This window comes from Streptomyces sp. NPDC058620, assembly GCF_042717135.1.
Classification (GTDB): domain Bacteria; phylum Actinomycetota; class Actinomycetes; order Streptomycetales; family Streptomycetaceae; genus Streptomyces.
Genome location: NZ_JBHXQO010000001.1, coordinates 206,416 through 233,074 on the forward strand (window position 1 = coordinate 206,416; position 26,659 = coordinate 233,074).

The 26,659-nt window shown below is 72.3% G+C and carries 7 protein-coding genes; 6 read left to right on the forward strand and 1 reads right to left on the reverse strand.

From position 1 onward, the window contains the following. Positions 1-289: 289 nt before the first annotated feature. Both ACFWSK_RS00935 and ACFWSK_RS00940 read left to right on the forward strand, forming a co-directional pair. Positions 290-14,893 carry an amino acid adenylation domain-containing protein gene (locus ACFWSK_RS00935; protein ID WP_383780119.1) on the forward strand — a complete coding sequence of 4,868 codons (14,604 nt, stop codon included), beginning with the start codon at positions 290-292 and terminating at the stop codon, positions 14,891-14,893. Further along, positions 14,890-22,470 carry an amino acid adenylation domain-containing protein gene (locus tag ACFWSK_RS00940; RefSeq protein ID WP_383780122.1) on the forward strand — a complete coding sequence of 2,527 codons (7,581 nt, stop codon included), beginning with the start codon at positions 14,890-14,892 and terminating at the stop codon, positions 22,468-22,470. Before ACFWSK_RS00935 ends, ACFWSK_RS00940 begins: the two co-directional genes overlap by 4 nt. An 88-nt stretch (positions 22,471-22,558) precedes the next feature. On the opposite strand, the gene ACFWSK_RS00945 is transcribed toward ACFWSK_RS00940, so the two are convergent. Next, entirely contained in the window at positions 22,559-23,119 is a 561-nt protein-coding gene (locus ACFWSK_RS00945; protein ID WP_383780124.1) for a hypothetical protein, read from the reverse strand. 343 nt (positions 23,120-23,462) lie between these two features. Here ACFWSK_RS00945 and ACFWSK_RS00950 point away from each other — a divergent pair, with 343 nt between their 5' ends. From ACFWSK_RS00950 to ACFWSK_RS00965, 4 genes are read left to right on the forward strand one after another with little or no spacing between them, the layout of a single operon-like run. Next, complete coding sequence (locus ACFWSK_RS00950; protein WP_383780126.1) at positions 23,463-23,957, forward strand: DUF2617 family protein; 495 nt, start codon at positions 23,463-23,465, stop codon at positions 23,955-23,957. Continuing rightward, positions 23,954-24,355, forward strand: a complete 402-nt coding sequence (locus tag ACFWSK_RS00955; RefSeq protein ID WP_383780128.1) for a DUF4247 domain-containing protein — start codon at positions 23,954-23,956, stop codon at positions 24,353-24,355. Before ACFWSK_RS00950 ends, ACFWSK_RS00955 begins: the two co-directional genes overlap by 4 nt. 56 nt (positions 24,356-24,411) lie before the next feature. Beyond that, positions 24,412-24,849, forward strand: coding sequence for a DUF350 domain-containing protein (locus tag ACFWSK_RS00960; protein WP_383780131.1), 438 nt, complete (start codon positions 24,412-24,414; stop codon positions 24,847-24,849). An 8-nt stretch (positions 24,850-24,857) separates the two neighbouring features. After that, positions 24,858-26,456, forward strand: a complete 1,599-nt coding sequence (locus ACFWSK_RS00965; RefSeq protein ID WP_383780133.1) for a polyamine aminopropyltransferase — start codon at positions 24,858-24,860, stop codon at positions 26,454-26,456. Positions 26,457-26,659 lie beyond the last annotated feature (203 nt).

Below are 26,659 nucleotides of genomic sequence, written 5' to 3' on the forward strand. Positions count from 1 at the left end.
AGGAAGGAGGGGTAATCGGTCATGTCGAGCCCGTAAGTGCTCACATCGCGTCCATTAAAGATTTCATGAATCATCGGTGGACAGCCTCGTGGCTCGTCCTTGTATGCGCGAAGACAGTGGAGTGCCTGAGCCGGTAAGGCCGCTGCCAGTGCCTGACGTCATGGGTCCGGCGATGTGCATCTTCGCTTTCACCAGCCCCTCGTAGGCGATGGATGCTGCACCGGTGTGGCCGGTTTCGTCCCGCCTTCTTCGCCCCCCCCGAAAACTCTCCCCAAAGGTGTGGCTCGGCATGCGCGAAAACGGCTCCGTCCCCTCGTACGCGGTTCTCGAAGAGTCCTTCGAGTCCTTCGGGATTACTGCGGCTCAACAAGGCGTCTGGTACGGACAACTGGTCGATCCGGACAGTCCGAAATACAACATCGGGGAATGCTTCGAGATTCGTGGCGACCTCGACGGGGTGTTGTTCGCCGCAGCGCTGGACCGGGCCGTCGCGCTGTGCGACAGCCTCAACGTCGAGTTCGTCGCCGACGGCGACACCGTCCGTCAGCACGTCGTCCGTCGCTCCCGGGCCGAGAGCAGCCGGCTCCGCGTGGTTGATCTGTCCGACGCCGACGATCCCGTCGGAGAGGCCGAGCGCTACCTGGCCGACGACATGGCCGCCGTCGACAGGCTCGACGCCCCGCACCACCACTTCGCGCTGCTGCGTCTCGACCACCGACTGCACTACTGGTACGTGCGCTTCCACCACATAGCCGTCGACGGCCTCGGCGGCGCCGTCTTCGCCCGCACCGTGGCCGACCTCTACGGGCGTGCTGTGCGGGGCGAGGACCTTGCCGAAGTCGAGCTGCCCTCCGCGCCCCTGCGCGATCTCGTCGCCGACGAGGCGGACTACCGCGGCTCGGACCGCTACGAGGCCGACCGTGCCTACTGGACCGGCAGGTTCGCGGACCTGGTCGCCGACCGCGCCGTGGAAACGGCCGGTGCCGGGGGTGAAGCGGACGCGCGCGGTGAGAGGGCGCTCATCCGCCGGCGCACCGACGCTCCCGCACCGGCGGTCCTCGACGGGCCGGACGTCCGGCTGCACGGCGGCGAGACGCTGCCCGTCGTCGTCTTCGACAGCCTGCGCCGGCTCGCCTCCGCCAACCGCACCACCTGGAGCGCCGTCCTCGTCAGCGCGGTCGCCGCATACGTCGGCCGGGTCACCGGAACGCAGGACGTCACCGTGGGCCTAGCCTCCAACGGCCGGCACGGCGGACTGCGGCACATCGTCGGCATGACCGCCAACATCCTGCCGCTGCGCGTGACCGTCACCGCCGACATGACAGTCGGCACTCTGGTCCGCGCCGTCACCGCCGAGATGCGCGGCGCCCTGCGTCACCGCCGCTTCTCACGCGAACAACTCGCCCGTGAGCTGAACATGGCCGACGATGCGGCCCGACTCACCGGTGTCGTCGTCAACATCATGGGCTACGACTACGACCTCGACTTCGCCGGCAGCCCCGGCGCCTCCCGCGTGCTGTCCATCGGCCCTGTCGACGACGTTTCTCTCTTCGTCTCAGAACGGGGCGAGGGCAAAGGGCCGTTGATCGGGTTCGACGCCAACCCGGAGCTGTACCGTCCCGAGGACGTGCGGCTGCACCAGGAGGCCATCGTCTCCTTCCTGTCGGCTCTGGCCGACGCGGACGCCGACATCCCCCTGCGCGACCTGCCGTTCCTCGACGAGACCACCGCCAGGGCCCTGCACGCGCAGGGGCACGGGACCGCCCTGCCGGCGGGAGCCGTGGCCTCGAGCCTGCCGGAGGCGTTCGGGGCGCAGGCGCGCCGGACTCCGGACGCCCCGGCGGTGGTGGACGGCGCCGTCACGCTCTCGTACCGGGAGGTGGCGCGGGCGGCGGAGGGCCTTGCGGGTGCCCTGGCCGGCTGGGGCGTCGGTGCCGAGGACGGCGTCGGCGTCCTCGTGGGTCGCTCGGCGGCCGTGCTGTCCGCCACGCTCGGCGCCGTGAACGCGGGAGCGGCGTACGTACCCATGGACGCTGCCTGGCCGGCCGAACGGCTCGGCCGCGTCGCGGAAGCCGCTCGCGTCCGTGCCCTGGTGGTCGACGAGGCCACCGCCGATCAGCCCTGGGTGCAGGAGACTGCCGCCGGCCTTCCGCTGATCGTCGTCGACGCTCTCGGCGGTGTCTTACGCGGCGCTCCGCCGCGGCCGGGACCGCTGCCGCGCGTGACCCGCGGCGACCGGCTCGCCTACGTCATGTTCACCTCCGGCTCCACCGGGCTGCCCAAGGGCGTCGGCGTCACCCACGCCGACGTCCTCGCGCTGGCCGCCGACAGCACCTGGACGGACGGCGTGTCCGACGCGGTGCTGCTGCACTCCGCCTACGTCTTCGACGCCTCCACGTTCGAGATCTGGGTGCCGCTGCTGAACGGCGGCTGCGTGGTCGTCGCACCCAGCGGTGTCCTGGAGGCACGGGTCCTCCACGACATGGTGGACCGGCATGGTGTCACCGCGCTGTTCCTGACGACTGCGCTGTTCAACGTGGTGGCCGAGGCGGACCCGACGGCGTTCGCCGGGCTGCGCATGGTGGCCGCGGGCGGTGAGGCCGCGACCCCGGACCTGATGCAGCGGGTGGCCGCCGCGGCGCCCACCACGCTCGTCCTGCATGTGTACGGCCCCACGGAGACCACGACCTTCGCCGCCCGCCATCCGGTCGCTGCCGGCACCGAGGGCGTCCCGCCCATCGGCCGGGCCCTCGACGGGGTGAGCCTGTACGTGCTGGACGACTCCCTCGGCATGGTGCCGCCCGGCGTCGTGGGGGAGTTGTACGTGAGCGGCCACGGCGTCGCCCGCGGTTACCAGAGCAGTGCCGCGCTGACCGCCACCCGGTTCGTCGCCGACCCGTACGACGCACGTGGTGGCCGCATGTACCGCACCGGTGACCTCGTGTGCTGGACCGCGCGCGGCGACATCGAGTACGTCGGGCGCGCGGACGGCCAGATCAAACTCCGCGGGTTCCGCATCGAACCGGCCGAGACCGAGAACGTCCTGCTCACCGAGCCGGATGTGCACGGTGCCTGCGTCGTGGTCCGCGAGGACTTACCCGGCGACCGCCGACTCGTCGCCTATGTCGTGCCCGCCCCCGGCGCCCGGCCGGACGGCTCCGCCCTGGCCCGTCGTGTCGCGCGCGCCCTGCCCGCGTACATGGTGCCCTCCGCGTTCGTGGCACTCGACGCACTGCCCCTGAACCCCAACGGCAAGGTCGATCGCCGCGCCCTGCCCGCCCCCCGCGCTGTCGCCACCACGGGCCGCGCCCCGCGCACCGCCTACGAGGAGGTCCTGGCCGGCCTGTTCGCCGACGTCCTGGGTGTGACCGCGGTCGGTATCGACGACAACTTCTTCTCCCTGGGCGGCCACTCGCTGCTCGCCACCCGCCTCATCGGCCGGGTGCGGACCGCCCTGGGCGCCGAACTCGGCCTGGGTACGCTCTTCGAGCACCCCACAGTCGCCTCCCTGGCCGCGGTCCTGGACACCACCGCGGCGGCCCGGCCCGGCCTCTCCCCGCAGCCGCGGCCCGAAGCGGTACCGCTCTCCTTCGCGCAGCAGCGCCTCTGGTTCCTCAACCGGATGGAGGGCCCCGGCGACACCTACAACGTTCCGCTCGTCCTCGAACTCGAAGGTCCTCTGGACACGGACGCCCTGCGCGGGGCATTGGCCGACGTGGTCGCCCGCCACGAGAGCCTGCGCACCGTCTTCGCCGAGCACGACGGCATCGCCCGCCAGGAAGTCCTCGATGCGGACGACGCCGCATCGTTCGTCCCACTCGTCGTCGAGCGGCCCCCGGTCGGGAAGACCGCCGACGCCTGGGCCGAGGAAACGCTGTGCCGGCTGACTACCACGCCCTTCGACCTCATGGGCGACACCGCCGTCCGCGCCCATCTGCTCCGTCTGGGCCCCGCCCGCCACTTCCTGGTCCTCGTTCTCCACCATGTCGTCGCCGACGGCTGGTCCCTCGCCCCGCTCAGCCGTGACCTCGGCACCGCCTACCGCGCCAGGAGCGAGGGCACGGGCACGCCCGACTGGGCCCCGCTGCGCGTGCAGTACGCCGACTACGCCCTCTGGCAGCGCCGGCTGCTCGGCGACGACGGCGACCCGGACAGCCTGGCCGCATGCCAGCTCGCCTTCTGGCAGGAGGCGCTGCACGGCGCCCCCGACCTGCTGGACCTGCCCCTCGACCGGCCCCGCCCGGCCGTACCCAGCCATCGGGGCGGCGCCGTCCCCTTCGAGCTGCCCGCCCCCGCGCACGCTGCGCTGACCCGGCTCGCCCGTGGCGCAGGCTGCACCCCCTTCATGGTGCTCCAGGCGGCCCTCGCCGTGACGCTGCAGGCGCACGGCGCGGGTTCCGATATCCCGCTGGGCACCGCGGTGGCCGGACGCACCGACGAGGCCCTCGACGATCTGGTCGGGTTCTTCGTCAACACCGTCGTGCTGCGCGCGGACCTCTCCGGCGATCCGTCCTTCCGTGAACTGCTCGACCGGGTCAAGCAGTTCGACATCGCCGCCCTCAGCCACGGCGACGTCCCGTTCGAGCGGATCGTGGAGGCCCTCAACCCTGAGCGGTCCGGCGACCACCACCCCCTCTTCCAGACCATGCTGGTCCTTCAGAACCAGGAGCGGGCGGGCCTCGATCTGCCGGGCGTCACCGTCCACGACCGGTCCCAGCACCGCGGGGGCAGCAAGTTCGATCTGACGTTCTCGCTGACCGAAGTCACCGAAGTCACCGAAGTCACCGAAGTCACCGACGCTGCTGAAGCGCCCGAAGCCGCTGAAGTCCCTGTAGGCACCGAGGTCACCAGACCCACCGACGCCACCAGACCCACCGGACATCGCGACCGGGGAACTCCCGGACCCACTGCCCCGGCAGGGCGCGCTGTCGCGGACCCCCCGCCCGTCGCCGGAGGCATCGGCGGATACCTGGAATACGCGACGGACCTCTTCGATGCCGCCACCGCTCGCGCCCTGAGCGCCAGATTCGCCCGTGTCCTCACCCTGGCCGTGACCGAGCCCGGCCGGGCCATCAGCGACCTGGACCCGCTCGCGCCGGGTGAGCGGGACCGCCTTCTCGCCCAGGGACGCGGCGCGGAGCAGCCGCTGCCCGCCCGTACCGCCCCCGAAGCGGTCCGGGAGTGGGCCGCGCGCACACCTCACGCCGTTGCCGTGCGCGACGCGCACACGAGCCTCACGTACGCCGAACTCGATGCCCGCGCCGACACCCTCGCCCACATCCTGCGCGAGCGCGGCGCGGGCCGTGAGGGCACGGTGGCCATCGCCGCTCCGCCGTCCGTGGACACCGTCGTCGCCATGCTGGCCGTGTCGCGGGCCGGCGCCGCCTATCTGCCCGTCGACCCGCAGTATCCGCCCGCCCGCATCCGCCACATGCTCGACGACGCCCGTCCCGTCCTGCTGCTCACCACCACGGACGTCCACCCGGACCTGCCCGTCTGCGACGTACCGTGGCTCGCCGTCGACGACCGGGAGGCCCGGCCCACGGGCCACACCGCGTCCCTCCCGGTCGCACCCCGCCCGGCAGACCCCGCGTACGTCATCTACACCTCCGGTTCCACCGGCCGCCCCAAGGGTGTGGTCGTGCCGCACGCCGCCCTGGCCAATCACATGGCCTGGATGGCACGGCACCTGGCGATCACCCAGGACGACCGGGTCCTCGCCCGCACCTCCTCCAGCTTCGACGCCTCCGTGTGGGAGCTGTGGCTCCCGCTGATGAACGGCGCCGAAGTCTGTGTGCTGCCGCCCGGTGCCAACACGGAGCCCCGCACCCTGGTCTCCTGGATGAGCCGGTTCGGCGTCACCGTCGCCCAGTTCGTGCCCTCCCACCTGACCCTCGTCCTCACCGAGGCGGCGCACACCGCGCCGCTGCCCGGCCTGCGCGCCGTGCTGTGCGGCGGCGAACCGCTGCCACGCGCCCTCGCCGACGACGTCGCCGAGCTGTGGCGGGCCGAAGTGCACAACCTCTACGGGCCGACCGAGACGGCCATCGACGCGACCGCCCTCCGCGTGGGCGGCCAGGAGAACAGCGGAGCGGCGGACGGCACGCCGTACGAGACCGTGCCGATCGGCCGCCCCGTCGACACGATGCGCGCCTACGTCCTCGACGGCAGGCTGCGGCCCGTACCGCCCGGTGTCACCGGTGAGTTGTACCTGTCGGGCCCCAACCTGGCCCGCGGCTACCTGGACCGCCCGGGCCTGACCGCCGCACGGTTCGTCGCCGACCCGTTCGACGGCACGGGCGTCCGCATGTACCGCACGGGCGACCTGGTCCGGTGGAACCGGCACGGCCTGCTCGACTATGTGGCCCGCGCCGACGACCAGGTCAAACTCCGGGGATTTCGCATCGAGTTGGGCGAGATCGAGGCCGCACTCCTGGCGCGCCCCGGGGTATCGGCCGCCTGCGCCGTGATCCGTGAGGACATACCCGGCGGGCGCCGCCTCGTCGCCTACGCCGTCACCGGCGACCCGGCCGTGCGCCCCGTCACCCTGCGCGACGCCCTCGCCGAGAGCCTGCCCCACCACATGGTGCCCGGTGCCGTCGTCATCCTGGACGATCTTCCGCTCCTGCCCAACGGCAAGGTGGACCGGCGCGCCCTGCCGGAGCCCGCGCCGGGCTCCGACGCCGCCGACGGAGCGGGGCAGCACAGCCTCCAGGAGGGCCTGCTCGCCGGTATCTTCGCCGACGTCCTGCAACGGCCCCTCGTGAACCCGCACGACAGCTTCTTCGACCTCGGCGGGCACTCGCTCCTCGCCATGCGGGTCGTCAGCCGTGTCCGCGCCGTCCTGGGCGCCGAGATCGCCGTCCGCACCCTCTTCGAGCACCCGACCGTCGCGGGCCTGGCCCGCGTCCTCGACATGCGGGGCCGGGCCCACCCTCCGGTGGTGCCCGCCGCGCAGCGGCCCGATCCGCTGCCGCTGTCCTTCGCTCAGCAGCGCCTGTGGTTCCTCAACCGGCTCGAAGGCCCCAGCTCCGCCTACAACATCCCGCTCGTCCTCGAACTCGACGGCGCCCTGGACACGGACGCCCTGCGCGCCGCCCTCCGCGACGTCGTGGAGCGGCACGAGGCGCTGCGCACCCTGTTCCCCGAACGGGACGGCGTACCGCATCAGCTGGTTCTTCCCGCCGACGCGGTCACACCTCGCCTGCCAGTCGTCAGCACGGCGCCCGCGGATCTGGAGGAAGCCGTCCTGGCCGCCGTGCGCGAGCCGTTCGACGTCATCACGGACCCGCCCTTGCGCGCCCTGCTGCTGCGCGCCGCACCTGGCCACCACGTCCTGGTGCTCGTCCTGCACCACATCGCGGGCGACGGGTGGTCCCTCGCCCCGCTCGCCCGACATCTCGGCGACGCCTACCGGGCCCGTCTCGCCGGCCGGGAGCCCGAGCCGACGGCCGGCACCCCGCTCCAGTACGCCGACTACACCCTCTGGCAACACGCCGCCCTGGGCGACGGCGTCGCACCGCAGAGCGTCCTGCGGCAGCAGCTCGACCACTGGCACACCGCCCTCGCGGGTCTGCCCGGGCTGATCGACCTGCCGCTGGACCGGCCGCGCCCGGTCACCACCGACCCGGCGGGAGCCGTCCACACCTTCGACGTACCACCCCCTCTGCACGCCCAACTCCAGCGACTTGCAAGGCAGTCGGGCAGCAGTGTGTTCATGGTGCTCCAGGCGGCGGTGGCCGCCCTGCTGCACCGGCACGGCGCGGGCGACGACATTCCGCTCGGCTCGCCCGTCGCCGGCCGCACGGACGAGGCGCTGGAGGATCTGGTCGGGTTCTTCGTCAACACGCTCGTCCTGCGCACGGACCTGTCCGGCAATCCGACCTTCCGGGAACTGCTCCTACGCGTCAGGGAGTTCGACCTGGCCGCCTATGCGCACCAGGACGTGCCCTTCGAGCGTCTCGTCGAGAGCGTCAACCCTGTCCGGGCGCGCAACCACCATCCGCTGTTCCAGACCATGCTGGTCCTGCAGAACCAGGAGACCGCCCGCCCCGAGCTGCCGGGCCTCACCGTCGAGGACCGGCTCGTCCACAACGGCCTGAGCAAGTTCGACCTCACCTTCGCCTTCAACGAGGAGCGGGGCGGGGGCGGCCTCACCGCCGGGATCGAGTACGCCACCGCCCTCTTCGACCGGTCCACCGTCGAAGCCCTCGCGGACCGCCTGGTCCGGCTCTTGGAGCAGGTGGCCGCCGAGCCCGCTCTGCCCATCGCGAGCTACGACCTGATGACGCGGGACGAACACGCCCGTGTCACCCACTGGGGCACCGGCCGCGGCCTGCCCGCCCCCGACGATGCCGCCACCCTGCCCGCGCTCTTCGCGGCCCAGGCGCACCGCACACCGGAAGCCGTGGCCGTCGCCGACGACGACACCGCCCTCACCTACGCCGAACTCGACCGGATCTCCGCCGACCTCGCCCGCGCCCTCGCGGGCCTCGGCGTCAGCCCCGAGTCCGGGATCGGCGTGCTGCTCACCAGGTCGCCCGCCATGGTGTCGGTGTCGCTCGGCGCGGTCCGCGCGGCCGGCGCCTACGTCCCGCTGGACGCGCGCTGGCCCGGGGAGCGGCTCGAACAGGTCGCCGGGGTGGCGGACGTGCGCGTCCTCGTCGTCGACGAGGACGCCTTCGCCTCCACGTGGGTGGCCGCGACGGCCCAGCGGGTACCGGTCGTGGTCGTGGACAGGCTCGGCCGGATACTGCGGGGCGCGCCCGAGCAGCAGGGCCGCCCAGCCCCCGTGCCCGGCCCCGGAGCCCTCGCCTACGTGATGTTCACCTCCGGCTCGACCGGCCTGCCCAAGGGCGTCGGAGTCACGCACGCCGACGTGGTGGCCCTGGCGGCCGACTCCGCATGGCAGGGCGGCGCAGCCGACGCGGTCCTGCTGCACTCGGCGTACGTCTTCGACGCCTCCACGTTCGAGATCTGGGCCCCGCTGCTGCACGGCGGCAGGGTCGTCGTCGCACCGGACGGCGTCCTGGAGGCCCGCGTCCTCGGAGATGCCGTCCATGAGCACGGAGTGACCGCGGTCTTCCTGACGACGGCCCTGTTCAACGTGATCGCCGACACCGATCCCGGCGCCTTCGCCGGCCTCCGGCTCGTCTGCGCCGGGGGAGAACTGGCCTCCCCGGATGCGATGCAGCGCGTTGCCGGCACCGCGCCCGGCGCGCGCGTCCTCCATGTGTACGGACCCACCGAGACGACCACTTTCGCCACCCGCTACGACGTGGCGGCCGACCTGCCGTCGGGACCACCGCCCATCGGACGAGCCCTGGACGGCATGCGCCTGTACGTCCTGGACGGCTCCCTGGGGCCGGTCCCGCCGGGAGTCGTGGGCGAGCTGTACCTCGCCGGACGCGGTGTGGCACGCGGGTACACCGGCCTTCCGGGCCTGACCGCCGCCCGCTTCGTGGCCGACCCGTTCGACCCGGCGGGCGGGCGCATGTACCGCACCGGCGACCTGGTCCGGTGGACCCGCGACGGGCAGATCGCGTACGTCACCCGCGCCGACAGCCAGGTGAAGCTGCGCGGCTACCGCATCGAACTCGGTGAGATCGAGGGCGTGCTGGCCTGCTGCGAGGGCGTCGCCGACTCCTTCGCCGTCGTCCGCGAGGATGCCCCCGGCGACCGGCGTCTCGTCGCGTACGTGGTGCCCGCCATCGGGGCGCGCCCCGAACCCGGCGACCTCGCCCGAGCCGTCGGCAGGTCCCTGCCCGCCTACATGGTGCCCTCCGTGTTCGTCCTGATCGAGGCGCTGCCGCTCACCCTCAACGGCAAGGTGGACCAGCGTGCCCTGCCGGAGCCCGCGCACCATGGTCCGGTCCGCGGGCGCGCCGCCCGCACCGCGCGCGAGGAGATCCTCTGCACGCTCTTCGCCGACGTGCTCGGCCTGGACGGGGTGGGCGCGGAGGACGACTTCTTCGCCATGGGCGGCCACTCCCTGCTCGCCACCCGGCTCGCCGCGCGTATCCGTACCGCGCTCGCCGTGGAGGTCCAGGTCAAGGCCGTCTTCGAACACCCCACGCCCGCCGCGCTCGCTGCCACGCTGGACGGCGCCGAAGAGGCCAGGACCCCCCTGGAACGGGCCCGGCGCCGGCCTGATCCGCTGCCGCTGTCCTTCGCCCAGCAGCGCCTGTGGTTCCTCAACCGGTTCGAGGGGCCCGGCGCCACGTACAACGTGCCGATGGTGCTCCGCCTGGACGGGCCGCTCGACGCGGACGCCCTGCAGAGCGCCCTCGAGGACGTCGTCGAACGCCACGAGAGCCTGCGCACCGTCTTTCCCGAGGCCGGCGGCGTGGCGCGCCAGCTCGTCCTCGACGCCAGTGGCGCCGACCTCGACCTGACGCCCCGCGACACCGACCCTGCCCGCCTCGACGAGGTCCTGACCGCCGAGGTGGCGCACACCTTCGACGTGAGCACCGAACTGCCCGTACGGGCCAGGCTGCTGCGGCTCGGCGCCCAGACCCACGTCCTCGTGCTGCTCGTCCACCACATCGCGGGCGACGGCTGGTCCCTCGCCCCGCTCGCCCGCGACCTGGGCGACGCCTACCGGGCACGTGCCGAGGGCGAGGCACCCTCCTGGACTCAACTGGGCGTCCAGTACGCCGACTACACGCTGTGGCAGCGCGCGCTGCTCGGCGCCGAGGACGACCCCACCAGCCAGGCCGCCCGCCAGCTGGACTTCTGGCGCACCGCACTCGCCGGCGCCCCGGACCTGCTCGATCTGCCGTGCGACCGACCACGCCCCGCCGTCACGGCGTACCGCGGAGACGCGTTCGCCTTCCCTGTCGACGAGGAGACCCACCGGGCACTCGCGGATCTCGCCCGAGCCCGGGGATGCAGCCTCTTCATGGTGCTCCAGGCGGCCCTGTCGGTGCTCCTGTCCCGGCACGGCGCCGGTGAGGACATCCCGCTCGGCACGGCCGTCGCCGGACGCACCGACGAAGCCCTCGACGACCTGGTGGGCTTCTTCGTCAACACCCTCGTCCTGCGCACCGACCTGACCGGGGACCCCACCTTCGCCGAAGTGATCGACCGGGTACGGGAGTTCGACCTGGCCGCCTACGCCCACCAGGACGTTCCGTTCGAGCGGCTGGTGGATGCCCTCAGCCCGGTCCGGGCCCAGAATCACCATCCGCTGTTCCAGACCATGCTCGTCCTCCAGAACCAGGCGGACACCGCCGTCGACCTGCCCGGTCTCACGGTGACGGAACAGCCCGTGCACACCGGCATCAGCAAGTTCGACCTGACCTTCACCTTCACCGAGACACGCGACGGCGCAGGCCGGCCCGCCGGCCTCGACGGTGTCCTGGAGTTCTCCACCGAACTGTTCGCCCACACCACCGCGCACGCACTGGCCGCGCGCCTGACCCGCCTGCTGGCCTCGCTCGCCGCCGACCCCGGCCGGCGTGTCCACGCCGTCGGCCTCCTGGACGCGGCCGAGCTTGAGAGCCTGGAGCGGGCCGCGCACGGCCCGGTCCGGCCCGTGGCGGCGCGCACGGCGCCCGAGGCGTTCCGCGAACAGTCCGCCAGAACCCCCGCTTCGATCGCCGTGCGGGACGGCTCGCACCAGCTCACCTTCAGCGAACTGGACGCGCTCTCCGACGACTTGGCGCACCACTTGCACGACCGGGGCATCGGACGCGGCGATCTCGTCGCCCTCGCCCTGGACGCCACCGCCGACCAGGTCGTCGCGATGCTGGCGGTGCTCAAGGCGGGGGCCGCCTACCTGCCGGTCGACCTGGAGTACCCCGAGGCCCGGATCACCTACATGTTCGAAGACGCCCGCCCGGCGCTGCTCCTCACCCACGGCACCGCCCGCGCCGCGCGGTATGTCCCGTCCATGCCCTGCCTCGCCCTCGACGACCGGGCCGCCTGGTCCACCGGGCGCGCGGCGCCGCCCGCCGCCGCGCCGGACCCGCGCGACGCCGCGTACGTCATCTACACCTCGGGCTCCACCGGCCGTCCCAAGGGCGTCGTCGTCACCCACGTGTCCCTGGTCAACCACATGGCGTGGATGGCCGACCACCTCGGCCTCACCGACGACGACCGGGTCCTGGCACGTACCTCGCCCAGCTTCGACGCCTCGGTCTGGGAGACCTGGCTGCCGCTGCTGCACGGCGGCTCCACCTGCCCCGTGCCGCGCGCGCTCAACCACGACCCCGCCGGGCTGCTGGCCCGTATGCGCGACGCGGGCGCGACCCTGGTGCAGTTCGTGCCCTCGCACCTCTCGCTCGTCCTCACCGAGACCGGTCCCGAGGAGGCGCCCGCGACCCTGCGGGCCGTGCTGTGCGGCGGCGAACCCCTGTCCCGGTCCCTTGCGGCGCGCACCGGGCGGGCCTGGCAGGTCGAGGTGCACAACCTGTACGGACCCACCGAGACGACGATCGACGCCACTGCCCACCACCACCGGAGCGGGGAGACGGAAACCGCCGAGGGGGAGGGGGGTGTGCCACTCGGCCGTCCCGTCGACAACACCCGCGCCTACGTCCTGGACGCCGGGCTCCGGCCGGTGCCGCCAGGCGTGACCGGCGAGCTCCACATCGCGGGCGACGGCCTCGCCCGTGGCTACCTGGGGCGCCCCGGCCTGACCGCCGCGCGGTTCGTCGCCGATCCGTGCGGCCCCGCCGGCAGCCGCATGTACCGCACGGGCGATCTCGTCCGACGGGACGCCGACGGCCTGATCACCTATGTCTCCCGCGCCGACGACCAGGTCAAGCTGCACGGCTTCCGCATCGAACTCGGCGAGATCGAGGCCGCGCTCACCGCGCTCGACGGCATCGCCGCCGCCTGCGCCCTTGTCCGCGAGGACCGGCCGGGCGAGCGGCGCCTGGTCGCCTACACGGTTCCCGACAGCCGCAGCGGCGCCTCACGTCCGGCCGACAGTGAACTGCGCACCCGGCTGACATCGGTCCTGCCGCCGTACATGGTGCCCGCCGTCTTCGTCGCCCTCGACGCGCTGCCGCTCCTGCCCAACGGGAAGACCGACCGCAGGGCCCTGCCCGCCCCGGCGCGCCCCGCCGCCACCCGGCCCGGCGGGCAGCCGCGCACCGCGCAGGAACAGGTCCTGTGCGACGTGTTCGCCTCCGTCCTGCGCAGCCCGGCCGTCCGCACGGACGACGACTTCTTCGCGCTCGGCGGCGACAGCATCCTCTCCATCCAGCTCGTCAGCCGCGTCCGTGAGGCCGGCCTCGGGGTCACACCCCGCGATGTCTTCGCCCACCGGACGCCCGAGGCCATCGCGGCCGTCGCCACCGCGCTCGGCCAGGACGCCGCCGCACCGGCCGAACAGGGCACCGGCGAGATGCCGCCGACGCCCATCGCCGCCTGGCTCCTGGAGCGGCCCGGCACCACGGACGGCTACAACCAGTCCGGGGTGCTGCGCACACCCGCGGGCGCCGAGGAGGACATGCTCGTCGCCGCACTCCAACTCCTCATCGACCACCACGACATGCTCCGTCTGCGGGTCACCCGCCCGGCCGGAGGCGAACCCGTACTCGAAGCCCTGCCACCCGGTGCCGTGCAGGCCCGCCGCCGCTTCACCCGTGTCGACATCGCGGGTCTCGACGCGGGCGCCGCCCGCGCCGCCGTCACCGAGGCGGGCGAACGCGTACGCAGACGGCTGCGGCCCGCGCACGGGGACGTGGTCGAGGCTGTCTGGTGCGATGCCGGACCGCACGCGCGCGGGCGCCTGCTGCTCGTCGTGCACCATCTGGCCGTCGACGCGGTTTCCTGGCGCATCCTCGCGGCCGATCTGGCCCGCGCCTGGCAGGCGGTCACCGAAACCGCGTCCGGCGGCGAGCGCCCCGCCAGGGCCGCGGCGTTGCCCGCCGTCACCACGCCCTACAGAAGCTGGGCACACCTTCTCGCGTCCCAGGCGCGCGGGGCCGCGCGGGAGGCCGAACTCCCGCTGTGGCAGGACGTGCTGAGCACTCCGGATCCGCAGTTGGGATACCGGCCGCTCGACCCCCATCTGGACACCGCCGACGGGACGCGCACCCTGGTCACCCACCTGCCGGCCACCTGGGCGAGGTCCCTGCTCACCACTGTCCCCGGCGCCTTCCACGCCGGAGTGGACGACGTCCTGCTCACCGGCCTGGCCCTCGCCGTCCGCTCCTGGCGGGCGGAACGGGCCGCCGGCCTCGGCGGGGCCCGGCCGGACGGCACCGCCGTCCTCCTCGACCTGGAGGGCCACGGCCGCGAGCAGATCGCCGATCACATCGACCTGTCCCGTACGGTCGGCTGGTTCACCAGTCTCTACCCGGTCCGGCTCGACCCCGGGCCCCTCGACGCCCGCGACCCCGGACGCTTCGACGCCGCTCTCGTCGAACGCGCCGTCAAACGCGTGAAGGAACAGCTGCGGACCGTGCCCGACCACGGCGTCGGCTACGGAATGCTGCGCTACCTCAACCCGGAGTCCCGCCCCCGGCTGGCCACCTCGGCCGAACCCCAGATCGGCTTCAACTACCTCGGAAGGTACGCCGCTTCGCAGGAGTCGGCGGACAGCGGCGAAGGCGCCGACTGGGACGTCCTGCTCGACGGCGGCGGGCCACGCAGCCAGGACCCGGACATGCCCGTGCACCACGTCATCGACATCAACGCGCACACCGAGGACCTGCCGGACGGCCCGCGCCTGGTGACCCGCTGGACCTGGCCCAGCGACCTCCTCAAGGAGGAGGACGTGGGGGCCCTGTCCGATGCGTTCATCCGCGCACTGCGCGCCATCGCGGAACACGCCGAACGACCCGACGCGGGCGGCTACACGCCGTCCGACCTTCCCCTGGTCTCGCTCAGCCAGGCCCAGATCGACCGACTGCAGAACAAGTGGGGTGGACGCAAGTGACCGGGTTCCAACTGGAGGACGTACTACCGCTGACGCCGCTGCAGGCAGGCATGCACTTCCACGCCCTGTACGACTCCCACGCCGTGGACGTCTACACCGCGCAGTTCGTCTTCGACCTCGAAGGCCCCGTCGGCGTTCCCGCACTGCGCGCCGCCATCGGCAGCCTGCTGCGCCGGCACGCCAACCTGCGGGTCGGTTTCCTCCACGAGGATCTGGACGAGCCCGTGCAGGCCGTCGCCGCCGAGGTTCCCGTGCCGCTGGAGGAACTGGACCTGACCGGTACGGACGGCGCGGGCACGACGGAGGAACGCCTCACCGCGTTCCTCGCCGCCGACCGCACCCGCCGCTTCGATCTGACCACCCCGCCGCTGATGCGGTTCACGCTGGTGCGCACCGCCCCGCAACGCCACCGCCTCGTCATGACGAGCCATCACATTCTTTTCGACGGCTGGTCGATGCCCCTCCTCGTGCGGGAACTTTTCGAGCTGTACGCGACCCGGGGTGACGACAGCGCCCTGCCGCGCGTCACCCCCTACCGCACCTACCTCCTCTGGCTGGCGCAGCAGGACCGCACCGCCGCCCTGGACGCCTGGTCCACTGCCCTGGCCGGCATCGAGGCCCCGACCCTGCTCGCCGGGCCCGGCGGCATGGGCGCGCCGGACTCCGCCGAACTGCCCGAAACGCTCGTCCTCGAACTGGACGCGGCCACGACGCACCGGCTGCGCGAGACGGCCCGCGTCCACCGGCTCACCCTCAACACCCTGGTCCAGGGCGCCTGGGGTCTTGTACTGGGGCACCTCACCGGACGCCCCGACGTCGTGTTCGGCGCCACCGTGTCCGGGCGCCCGCCGGAGATTCCCGGCATCGAGTCGATGGTCGGCCTGTTCATCAACACCGTGCCGGTACGGCTGCGCCCGGCGTCCGGCGAAACCCTGGCCGGGCTCCTGACACGGCTCCAGGAGGAACAGGGCCGTCTCCTCGGCAGTCAGCACGTGGGCCTGACCGAGATACGGGGCGTCACCGGCCTGGACGAACTCTTCGACACCCTTACCGTGTTCGAGAACTACCCGATGGACGACGAGGCCCTGCGCACCGCGCAGCACGGACTGCCCGGTCTCGCCGTCACCGGGTTCAGCGGCACGGACGCGGCCCACTACCCGCTCACCCTCACCATCGCTCCGGGTGACGCGCTGAGGATCACCTTCGGCTACCGGGCCGCCGTCCTGGGCCGCGACGAGGTGGCCCGCACGGTCGCCCGTATGAGACGCCTGCTGACGATGATGGCGCAGGGGCTCGACCGCCGCGCCGACGCCGTTCCCGTCCTTCTGGACGGCGAGCGCGAGACACTGCTCGCCCGGGGATGCGGCGCCGAACTGCGCGTCGACGCACTGGAGATGAGCATCCCGGACGCCGTGGCCGAACGCGCCGCCCGGCACCCGGACTCGGTGGCCGTATCTGGCGCGTGCGAGCAGCTGACCTACCGGCAGCTCCTTGAGATCTCGGACGATCTGGCCGGCGCCCTGACAGGGCTCGGGACCGGCGTCGAGGACGGCGTCGGCATCCTCGTGGCCCGCTCGACCGCCACGGTCACCTCCTCCCTTGCCGTCCTGCGCGCAGGTGCCGCCTACGTGCCTCTCGACCCGCGGTGGCCCACCGAACGGCTCAACCGCGTCGCCGAGGTGGCCGCCCTGCGCGTCCTGATCGTCGACGAGACCACCCGCGCACACCCCTGGGTACGCCAACTCGGCCCGGACGTGACCGTGCTGACCGTCGACGCCGCAGGCCGTGTCCGGCACGGAGGCCCGGACGCCCCGGGCGCCCTCCCGGCCGCCACGGGCGGCACCCGGCTCGCGTACGTGATGTTCACCTCCGGCTCCACCGGACTGCCCAAGGGCGTCGGCGTCACCCACGCCGACGTGATGGCCCTCGGGTCCGACCAGAACTGGGGCGACGGCGCGGCCGACGCCGTCCTCATGCACTCGGCGTACGTCTTCGACGCCTCCACCTTCGAGATCTGGGCCCCGCTCCTCAACGGCGGCCGCGTCGTCGTGGCGCCCGAGGGAACGCTCCAGCCGGCCGTGCTCCGGGACCTTGTCGCCCGGCACGGTGTGACGGCGGCGTTCCTGACGACGGCCCTGTTCAACGTGTTCGCCGAAACCGGCGCGGACGCCCTCGGCCTGCTGCGTCTGGTCGCCTCCGGAGGCGAGGCCGCCGCGCCCTGTGTCCTGCAGCGCGTCGCCGCCGCCCACCCGGGCACCGTCGTCCTCCACGTCTACGGGCCCACCGAGACCACGACCTTCGCCACCACCCACCGTGTTCGCCCCGACGACGTTCCCGGCGGCGCGGCCCCGATCGGCCGGCCGATCGACGGCATGCGCGTCTACGTCCTGGATGCGGCGATGCGGCCCGTGCCGCTCGGCGCCGAGGGAGAGTTGTACATCGCGGGCGCCGGTGTCGCGCGCGGCTACCTGGGGCGGCCCGGCCTCACCGCCACCCGGTTCGTCGCAGACCCGTTCGTCGGCACCGGGGCGCGCATGTACGGCACCGGCGACCTGGTGCGCTGGGACATCGACGGAACCCTGCACTACGTGGCCCGGGCGGACCAGCAGATCAAACTGCGCGGCCACCGCATCGAACCTGCCGAGATCGAGGCGGTGCTCCGCGCCGACCCGTCCGTGGGCGCCGCCTGCGTGCTGGTCCGCGAGGACCTCCCCGGCGACCGCACTCTCACCGCCTACGTCGTCCCCGCACCCGGACACACCCCGGACCCCGGTCCGCTCGCCGCGTACGTCGGACTCCACCTGCCCGCCTACATGGTGCCGGCCGTCATCCAGTCGGTCGACTCGCTGCCACTGACCCCCAACGGCAAGCTCGACCGGGCGGCCCTGCCCGCGCCCGCCACCCCGTCCGGCACGGCGGGCCGGGCGCCGCGCAGCGCCCTTGAGGAGATCCTCGCCGGACTGTTCGCCGACGTGCTCGGCGTGCCACGCGTCGGCATCGACGACAACTTCTTCGCCTTGGGCGGCCACTCCCTGCTCGCCACCCGGCTCGTGGGCCGCGTGCGCACCGCCCTGGACACCGAGACCGAGATCCGCACCCTCTTCGAGAACCCCACCGCCGCCACACTCGCCGCCGCCCTGGAGGACGCGGACCGCCCTGCCCGCCCCGCCCTCGTCCCGCAGGAACGCCCTGCCACGCTCCCGCTGTCGTACGCCCAGCAGCGCCTGTGGTTCCTCCACCGGCTCGAAGGCCCCTCCGCCACGTACAACATCCCCTTCGCCGTACGCATCGACGGCCCGCTCGACACCGAAGCCCTGCGCGGGGCCCTGGGCGACGTCGTCAGCCGGCACGCGGCCCTGCGCACCGTCTTCCCCGAGCACGACCACGGGCCTCACCAGCACATCACCGCCCCGGACGACGTCCGCCTCCCGTTCGCGCTGGAAACCGTCGACGAGGACAAGGCCGCCGACCGGATCAGAGCCGTCACGGCCGAACCGATCGACATCGAGCACCGTCTCCCGCTCCGGGCGACCCTGATGCGCCTGGCCGGCGACGCCCACGTCCTGGTCCTCGTGATCCATCACATCGCCGCCGACGGCTCGTCCCTGGCGCCCCTCGCCCATGACCTGGGCGCCGCCTACCGCGCCCGTGTCCGTGCGGAGGGCCCCGCGCTGACCGCACTGCCCGTCGACTACGCCGACCACACTCTCTGGCAGCGCCGCCTGCTCGGTGACGAGAACGACCCCGAGAGCGTCGTCTCACGGCAACTTGATTACTGGAAGGGTGCGTTGCACGGGCTTCCCGAAATGGTCGAGCTGCCGTGGGACCGTCCGCGCCCCGCCGTGCCCCGGCACACCGGAGCCACCTACGACTTCGCCGTCGACCGCACCACCTCACAGCGGGTCGCGGACCTCGCCCGCACCAGTGGATGCAGTGTCTTCATGGTGCTCCAGGCAGCCCTGTCGACCGTACTGTCCCGGCACGGCGCCGGCGACGACATCCCGCTGGGCACGGCCGTAGCCGGACGCACCGACGAGGCGGCCTCGGACCTCGTCGGCTTCTTCGTGAACACACTCGTGCTGCGCACGGACCTGACGGGCGACCCGACGTTCCGCGAACTGGTTTCCCGGGTGCGGGAGTTCGACCTTTCCGCATACGCGCATCAGGACGTCCCCTTCGAGCGTCTGGTGGAGCTCCTCAACCCCGCGCGCTCGCAGAGCCACCATCCGCTCTTCCAGACCATGCTCAACGTTCAGAACCACACGCCCGCCGCCGGCATCGACCTTCCGGGCCTCGCGGTCAGCGGCGTGCCGGTCGACGCCGGGGTCAGCAAGTTCGACCTGTCGTTCACCTTCACCGAGACATACGACGACAGCGGCGCCCTCAGTGGCATGCGGGCGGCCGTCGACTACGCGACGGAACTCTTCGACGCGGCAACGGTACGCGCCCTCGCCGACCGGCTGGTCCTGCTTCTCGGTGCCGTCAGCGCAGACCCGGACCGCCCACTGCGCACGTACGACGTGCTCACGACCGCCGAGCGCACCCGCCTCACCGCCTGGGGCACGGGGCCCGTCGAGGAGCTGCCCGAGTCGACGGTTCCCGCGCTCTTCGAGCAGTGGGTACGGCGCACCCCCGACGCCTTGGCGGTCCGCGACGCGGACACCACCCTCACCTACGGTGAGCTCGACGCCCTCGCCGACGCCCTCGCCCACCACCTTGCCGCACAGGGCGTCGGCCCCGAGGACCGGGTGGCCGTCGCCCTGCCCCGCACCCACCACCTCGTCGTGGCCCTGCTCGCCGTCCTCAAGACCGGGGCGGCATACGTGCCCCTCGACCCCGACTACCCGGCCCAGCGCCTGTCGCACATGCTCGAAGACGCCAGGCCGCGCCTGCTCCTCACCACCACCGCCATCCACCGCCGCCTCCCCGAGACCCGCGTGCCGCACCTCCACGCCGACGACCTCGGCAACAGCACCCGGACGGCGGCGCACACCGCCGCCCGCCCCGGCCCCGCCCCGTCCCCGGACCCGGCACACCCGGCGTACGTCATCTACACGTCGGGTTCCACCGGCCGCCCGAAGGGTGTCGTGGTCACCCACCGGGGCGTCGGCGCCATGGCCAGGACCCAGAGCGAGCGGCTGCGCGTCATCCCGGGCAGCCGCGTGCTGCACATGGCGTCCGTCAGCTTCGACGCCGCGTTCTGGGAACTGTGCATGGGTCTGCTCTCAGGGGCCCGCCTCGAGATCGACGAACGCGACGCCCTGCTGCCCGGTCCCACCCTCGCAGCCCTGGTCCGCGAGCGGGGGATCACCCACCTCACCCTGCCGCCCGCCGCACTCGCGGTGATGCCCCCCGGCTCGCTGCCCGCCGGCATCACGATGGTCCTCGCCGGCGAGGCGTGCCCGCCGGCCCTGGTGCACGCCTGGGCGCGGGACCGCTTCCTCGTCAATGCCTACGGCCCGACGGAGACCACCGTCTGCGCCACCATGAGCGCGTTCCAGCACGCGGACGGGCCACTCGCCCCCGACCGCGCGGTGTCCATCGGCACCCCCGTCAACGGCACCCGGGTCCATGTCCTGGACGACTGGCTGGCACCCGTGCCGCCCGGCGTGGTCGGTGAGCTGTACGTGTCCGGTGACGGAGTCGCCCGCGGGTACCACGGCCGGGCCGCGCTGACCGCGTCCCGTTTCCTGGCCGACCCGTTCGACAGCGCGGGGGGCCGCATGTACCGCACAGGCGATCTGGTGCGATGGACGACAGCCGGGGAACTCGTCTACGTCTCCCGAGTCGACGACCAGGTCAAACTCCGCGGGTTCCGCATCGAACTCGGTGAGATCGAGGCGGCGCTCACCGCCATGCCCGGCGTGGCCGCGGCCTGCGCCGCCGTCCGGGAGGACCGGCCGGGCGACCGGCGCCTCGTCGTGTACACCGTGCCCGCGGACGGTGCGCCGGGCCCGGACGAGGCCGAGGTGCGCACGCACCTCGCCGCGACCCTGCCCGACCACATGGTCCCGGCCGCCCACGTCAGTCTCGGGGCCCTGCCCGTCACCCCCAACGGCAAGACCGACCGGCGTGCTCTGCCCGCGCCCCACCGTGCCGCACCGGCAGGAGGCCGTGCGCCCCGCACCGCGCGCGAGCACGCCCTGTCCGAGGTGTTCGCGGAGACGCTCGGTGTGCCCGAGGTAGGCGTCACGGACGACTTCTTCACCCTGGGCGGCCATTCGCTGCTCGCCGTGACCCTGGCCCGGCGGATCGGGGAACGATGCGGTCGACGCCCCTCCCTGCGGGCCCTGTTCGCGGCTCCCACCGTCGAGGGCGTCGACCGGCTGCTGGGGCGTGAGGCGGGGGAGGAGCGCCAGGAGGAAGCGGCCACCCCTGACCTCGCCGCCGAGGTTCGGCTGGCAGCGGACATCTCGGGGACGGGCCGGGACGCTGCGGCCGCCGTGCCCGCCCCCGCACGCAGGCTCCTGCGCCCTTCCGCCCGGCCCCTGCTGACCGGCGCTTCCGGCTTCCTCGGCGCCTTCCTCCTGCGCGACCTCATCGAGACGACCGACGGCCCCGTCGACTGCCTCGTACGGGCCGAGGACGACCACCGCGCGGCGCACCGGCTGCGGGCCAACCTGGAACGCTACGGTCTGTGGCGCCCCCGGTACGCGGACCTGATCCGCCCCGTCCCGGGCGATCTCGCCGCCCCGGGCCTCGGTCTGTCACCCGGGGACCGCACTGCCCTGGTCCGCCGCCTCGGCCCAGTCCTGCACAACGGCGCGCGCGTCAACTTCGCCGCCGCATACGGTGATCTGCGCGCCCCCAATGTGGCCGGCACCGAGGAGCTGCTGCGTCTGCTCGCCGACTCCGCCTCACCCGGGATGCATTACATCTCGACCACCGGTGTGTACGCCCCGGCGCCCGGCCCCGTCATCATCACGGAGTCGACCCCGACGGGCCCGGCACCCGCCCTGCCCGACGGGTACGCGCAGAGCAAGTGGGTTGCCGAGGGACTCGTCGGCCTGGCCCGCGAACGCGGCCTGCCGGTGACCGTCCACCGGCCCGGCCGTATCAGCGGCGACACCGCCACCGGCGCCTGCCAGGACCGCGACCTGTTGTGGCAGCTCGTCAAGGGCTGCCTCCAGGCGGGCGTGGTGCCGGACCTGCCGTACGGGTCGACCGACTGGGTGCCCGTGGACTACGTCAGCGCCGCGGTCGTGGCGCTCTGCGCGTCCGGCGGGACCGGCACGGAGACGTACCACCTCACCAACCCGGACGCGCCGGGCCTGAACCGCGTCTTCGACGCGGCCGCCTGCCTCGGGCACGAGCTGCGAACCGTTCCCGCGGCGCAGTGGCAGGCTCGCGTGGCGGCTCAGCCCGACAACGCCGCACAACTGTTCCTCGGCGACGAGGGGCAGACCAGGCGGGAGGCGAAGGACCTCCGCCGCTTCGACTCCCACCGGACAGCCGCCGCGGCAGCGGCCGTGGGCGTCCACCAGCCACCGCTGACCGACGAGACCCTGATCCGCTATCTGACGTACTTCCACGAGACAGGCTTCCTGCCCAGCCCGGGAGTGCCGGCCACGTCGTAGCCGGCGGTACGCCGCCAGGCGCCCTGCTCCGCGAAACCCTCAGAACCCGGAGGTTCCCGAGCGCGCCGTCCTGGAAGCGGACAGACGGTCAGACGCTCGTCCAGGCGTCGACGAAAGCTTTCCGTCCAGCCGCGTCGTCCCGTCTGCGGTCCGCATGCAGGACGCGCCAGGCGGTGAGCTCGAGATCTCGGAGCCACAGTTCGCCGATGACCTGTGTCTTGAGGTCGGGGAAATGGTCGGACTCGACGAGGGCCTGACCGATCACCTCCCCGGCTGCAATGCGCTGGGGCGGGGTCATCTCATCGACGGCCGAGAGGATCTGTCGGGCCAGGGCAGTCCCCTCTCCTGCCAGGGAACGCAGCACCAGAGCCTTGATGTTGACGGGTAGCAGGTACGCGGTGCCTGAGGACCTCCACAGGTCCGACCAGAACCTTTCTCCTGCCTCGGCAGGGGCAGGTAGCGCGGCCAGCAGGCCGAGGAGATGGCCGGTGGCCGCATAGCCGTCGGAGTGGGCAGCCGCGACGACTGCGATGCCGGCGACGCCCTCCACATCGAGGTGGCCGGCATCGAGATGCGGAGCCAGGCCCAATCGGTGTTCCAACTGGTCTGCGAGGGTGCTGGATACGTGGGGGCGGACCTCAGGAAGCATCGGCGATCCTTGCGCGTAGGCGGGCGGAGATGCCCGTTCGGGAGCCCTGATCGTTCCCATGACCAGCCGATCTACTCGGCTTTGGCAGACTCAGTTGGCGGCAGGATCAGCGGGACCGGAAGTCCCCCGGATCGCGGCAGGGCTCCCCCTCGCAATGGCGCATCTGCCCTGTGCCATACTCAGCGCGCTTTGCACGTTCCGGAGTCGGGGGACCATTGTTCAAGCTGGAGGTTGCCGTCGTCGGCACCGTACCCGCAGCCGTCGACGCCGTCCGTAACCGGACGGATACGCCGACAGAGCGCCCGGTTCCGAGAGCGCCGGTCAGCTGCCCGGGCAGCGTCACATGAGCGGCATAGCCCTCACGGCCCCGTATCTGGACACCGACGCCGATCAGCTCGCGTTCACGCTCGGCCATCCCGCTCGCGAGGCACTCGCCGTACGCGACCTGACGGTCGGTGGGCTCGATGTGCAGCTCAGACTCCTGGGCGCCTCCCACCAGGTGTTCGCAGGGCCGGTCAGGGAAACCGTGGCCTGCCTGCCTGGCTTCGAGGGGGGCCTCCCGGACGCGGCGGCGCAGGACTTCGACGACTGGAACTACCAGTTCGGCGCCCGTGTCCAGCACTTCGCCGCACTGGAGTTCAGCAAGCAGGTCGCGCAGATCCGCAGCCGGTCGGACGAACATCCCCAGGCGCTGTACGGGATCTTTCCCGGCTTCCCGGAAGCAGTCACCGCACTGATCGTCGAGCGGCAGAGCACGGGACTGAGCTGGCGCACCTGGCACACCTACCCGCAGAGCGGCCAGATCGTGGCGACGCACACCCGACTGGAGGCCCGATGAAGACTGTCCGACGCATCAGCCTGGTATCCCTCGCCACGCTTGCGCTCGCCGCCTGTTCCAGCGGTTCGGACGACGGCAACGACGTACCGTCCAGCTGGATCCGCTCGGAGTACGGCGGCAGCAGCGCGGGCTACGTCGACAGCAGCGACGCGACGTCCACAGTCGCGAAGGAGATCGACGGCCAAGCCTCGGCCAAGGACCGCACCAGCGACGGAGACAAGGTCTTCCTCCGCTACCGGAACGACATCGTCGCGATCACCCCCTACCAGCGCGGCAGCAGGATCGAGATCGACGACTACCGCACCGGCTACAACCGCTGGAGACCCCATGTCGGATCCGTGTGGCCGGATCCGGACAGCGACGCGTTCCGTGGCGGGGGCCCCGGCACCGGCAAGTGACCACCCGCAGGACACCCACCCCGAACTCCTCGACGACGTCCCCGAAAGGCAGCCCCGTGGCAGAGATCTTCGAGTCGGCAGGCGACGCCCTGCTCTACGGCCTGGTCGGCTTCGTCGTGATGGCGGTCGGCTTCATCGCACTCGACCTCACCACCCCCGGAAAGCTCGTCCATGTGGTGTGGACGGACCGCAACCGCGGCGCCGCGGTCCTCCTCGCCGGCCAGACGATCGCCATCGGCTACGTCATCGATCAGTCCATCAGGGCCAGCGAATCCGAGCAGGGCCTCGACTACGGTCTGCTCAGCACGTTGCTGTACAGCCTCGCCGGCGTCGTCCTGATGACCGTCATCTCCTGCATCGTCGGTCTGCTTACCCCCGGCCGCATGGGTGCCGCCGTGCTCGACGACCAGGGGGACCGTCCCCATCCTGCCGCCTGGGTCCAGGCGGCCATGTACATCGGCACGGCCTTCATGGTCGGTGCCGCGGTTTCCTGAACGAAACCATGAGCACCAGCACCCTGGACCGCACCGCACCAGCTACCGCACGCCCGCCGACGACCTACTCGCGGGGCGCGCGTTTCCTGCTGCTGCTCGCGGTGTTCGTCTGCGCGGCCTGCGGCCTGGTCTACGAACTGGCGCTGACGGCGCTGGGCAGTTATCTCATCGGCAACTCCGTGATGCAGACCTCCGTGGTCATCTCCGTCATGGTCTTCGCCATGGGCATCGGTTCACTGGCCGCCAAGCCGCTGCAACGGCGCGCGGTGGGTGCCTTCGCCCTCGTGGAGACACTGCTGGCGCTTGTCGGCGGCCTGTCGGTGCTCATCCTGTACGTGTCGTTCGCCTGGCTGCGGATCTACATGCCGTCCATGGTGGTGGTCACGTTCGCCATCGGCCTCCTCATCGGCGCCGAGATTCCCCTGCTGATGACGCTGCTTCAGCGGATCAGGCGGCAGGAGGCAGGCAGCGCGGTCGCCGACATGTTCGCCGTGGACTACGTCGGAGCGCTGGTCGGCGGCCTGTGCTTCCCCCTGCTGCTTCTGCCTTCCTTCGGCCAGCTCAAGGGCGCGCTGGTGGTGGGTGCGGTCAATGCCGTGGCCGGTGTCGTCGTCGTCCTGTGGATCTTCCGACGCGAGACACGCCGTATCGTGCGGATCACGCTGCTGACGGGGATGGCCGCCGTTCTTGCCGTACTCGGCACGGTGTACGTACTGGCGGACGACATCGAGGTCACCGCTCGGCAGCAGCTCTACCGCGACCCGATCATCCACGCCGAGACCACGCCGTACCAGGACATTGTCTTCACCCAGTCCACCGCTTTCACCGGGGAGCCCGATACACGGCTGTTCCTCAATGGCGACCTGCAGTTCTCCTCCGTCGACGAGTACCGCTACCACGAGGCACTCGTTCACCCCGCCCTGTCGGGAAAGCGCTCGGCCGTGCTGATCCTGGGCGGCGGCGACGCACTGGCCCTGCGGGAGGTCCTGCGCTACGACGACGTCGAAGAGGTGACGCTCATAGACCTCGATCCGGCGATGACGCGGCTCGCCCGTACCCTCGAACCGCTGCTCGAACTCAACGACCACGCGCTCGGCGACCCGCGTGTCACCGCCGTCAACGCCGACGCGTTCAACTGGCTGCGGGACGCCGCGCAACGCTATGACGCGGTCATCATCGATTTCCCGGATCCGGACACCGCCGCGCTGGCCAAGCTCTACTCCGTCGAGTTCTACCACCTGCTGGGCCGCGTGCTGAACCCCGGAAGCCGGGTCGTGGTGCAGGGCGGCTCTCCGTTCTTCGCCCCCAAGTCGTACTGGTCCATCGCCACCACGATCGACGAGGCCGATTACGCGACCACCGAGTATCAGGTGGATGTCCCCAGCTTCGGCAACTGGGGCTATGTCCTTGCCACCCCCGGCGCCGACGGTCCACCGCCGCCGCTGCGCCTGGCCGAGGACGCCCCGCCCCTGCGATTCCTGGACGACGCCGTCCTTGAAGCCGCCACCGTCTTCCCCCTGGACCGCCGCCCCCAGGACGTACGCGCGAGCACCCTGATGGATCCCGCGGTGCTCGAGTACACCCGCCACGAGTGGCAGAACTACTGAGGGTCTTCAACCGTATCGGCGGCCGGTACGGCCAGGTCTCGTCCGCTGTACGTCGTGCGCGATGACGTCCCCGGCGACCACGACTGCGTACCCCCTCCGTCCGTCCGGTCGAGCCGTGGCACCCGCCGGTTCGCGTCCAACCCCCCTTAGGGCGACAAGGAACCGGCGCAGTGGCTGCCCTCGGACGGCTGCTACCACTGCAC

Coding starts and splice junctions, on each gene's coding strand:
- ACFWSK_RS00935 (WP_383780119.1), top strand. CDS start 290: ATGCGCGAAAACGGCTCCGTCCCCTCGTACGCGGTTCTCGAAGAGTCC.
- ACFWSK_RS00945 (WP_383780124.1), bottom strand. CDS start 23,119: ATGCTTCCTGAGGTCCGCCCCCACGTATCCAGCACCCTCGCAGACCAG.
- ACFWSK_RS00950 (WP_383780126.1), top strand. CDS start 23,463: ATGAGCGGCATAGCCCTCACGGCCCCGTATCTGGACACCGACGCCGAT.
- ACFWSK_RS00955 (WP_383780128.1), top strand. CDS start 23,954: ATGAAGACTGTCCGACGCATCAGCCTGGTATCCCTCGCCACGCTTGCG.
- ACFWSK_RS00965 (WP_383780133.1), top strand. CDS start 24,858: ATGAGCACCAGCACCCTGGACCGCACCGCACCAGCTACCGCACGCCCG.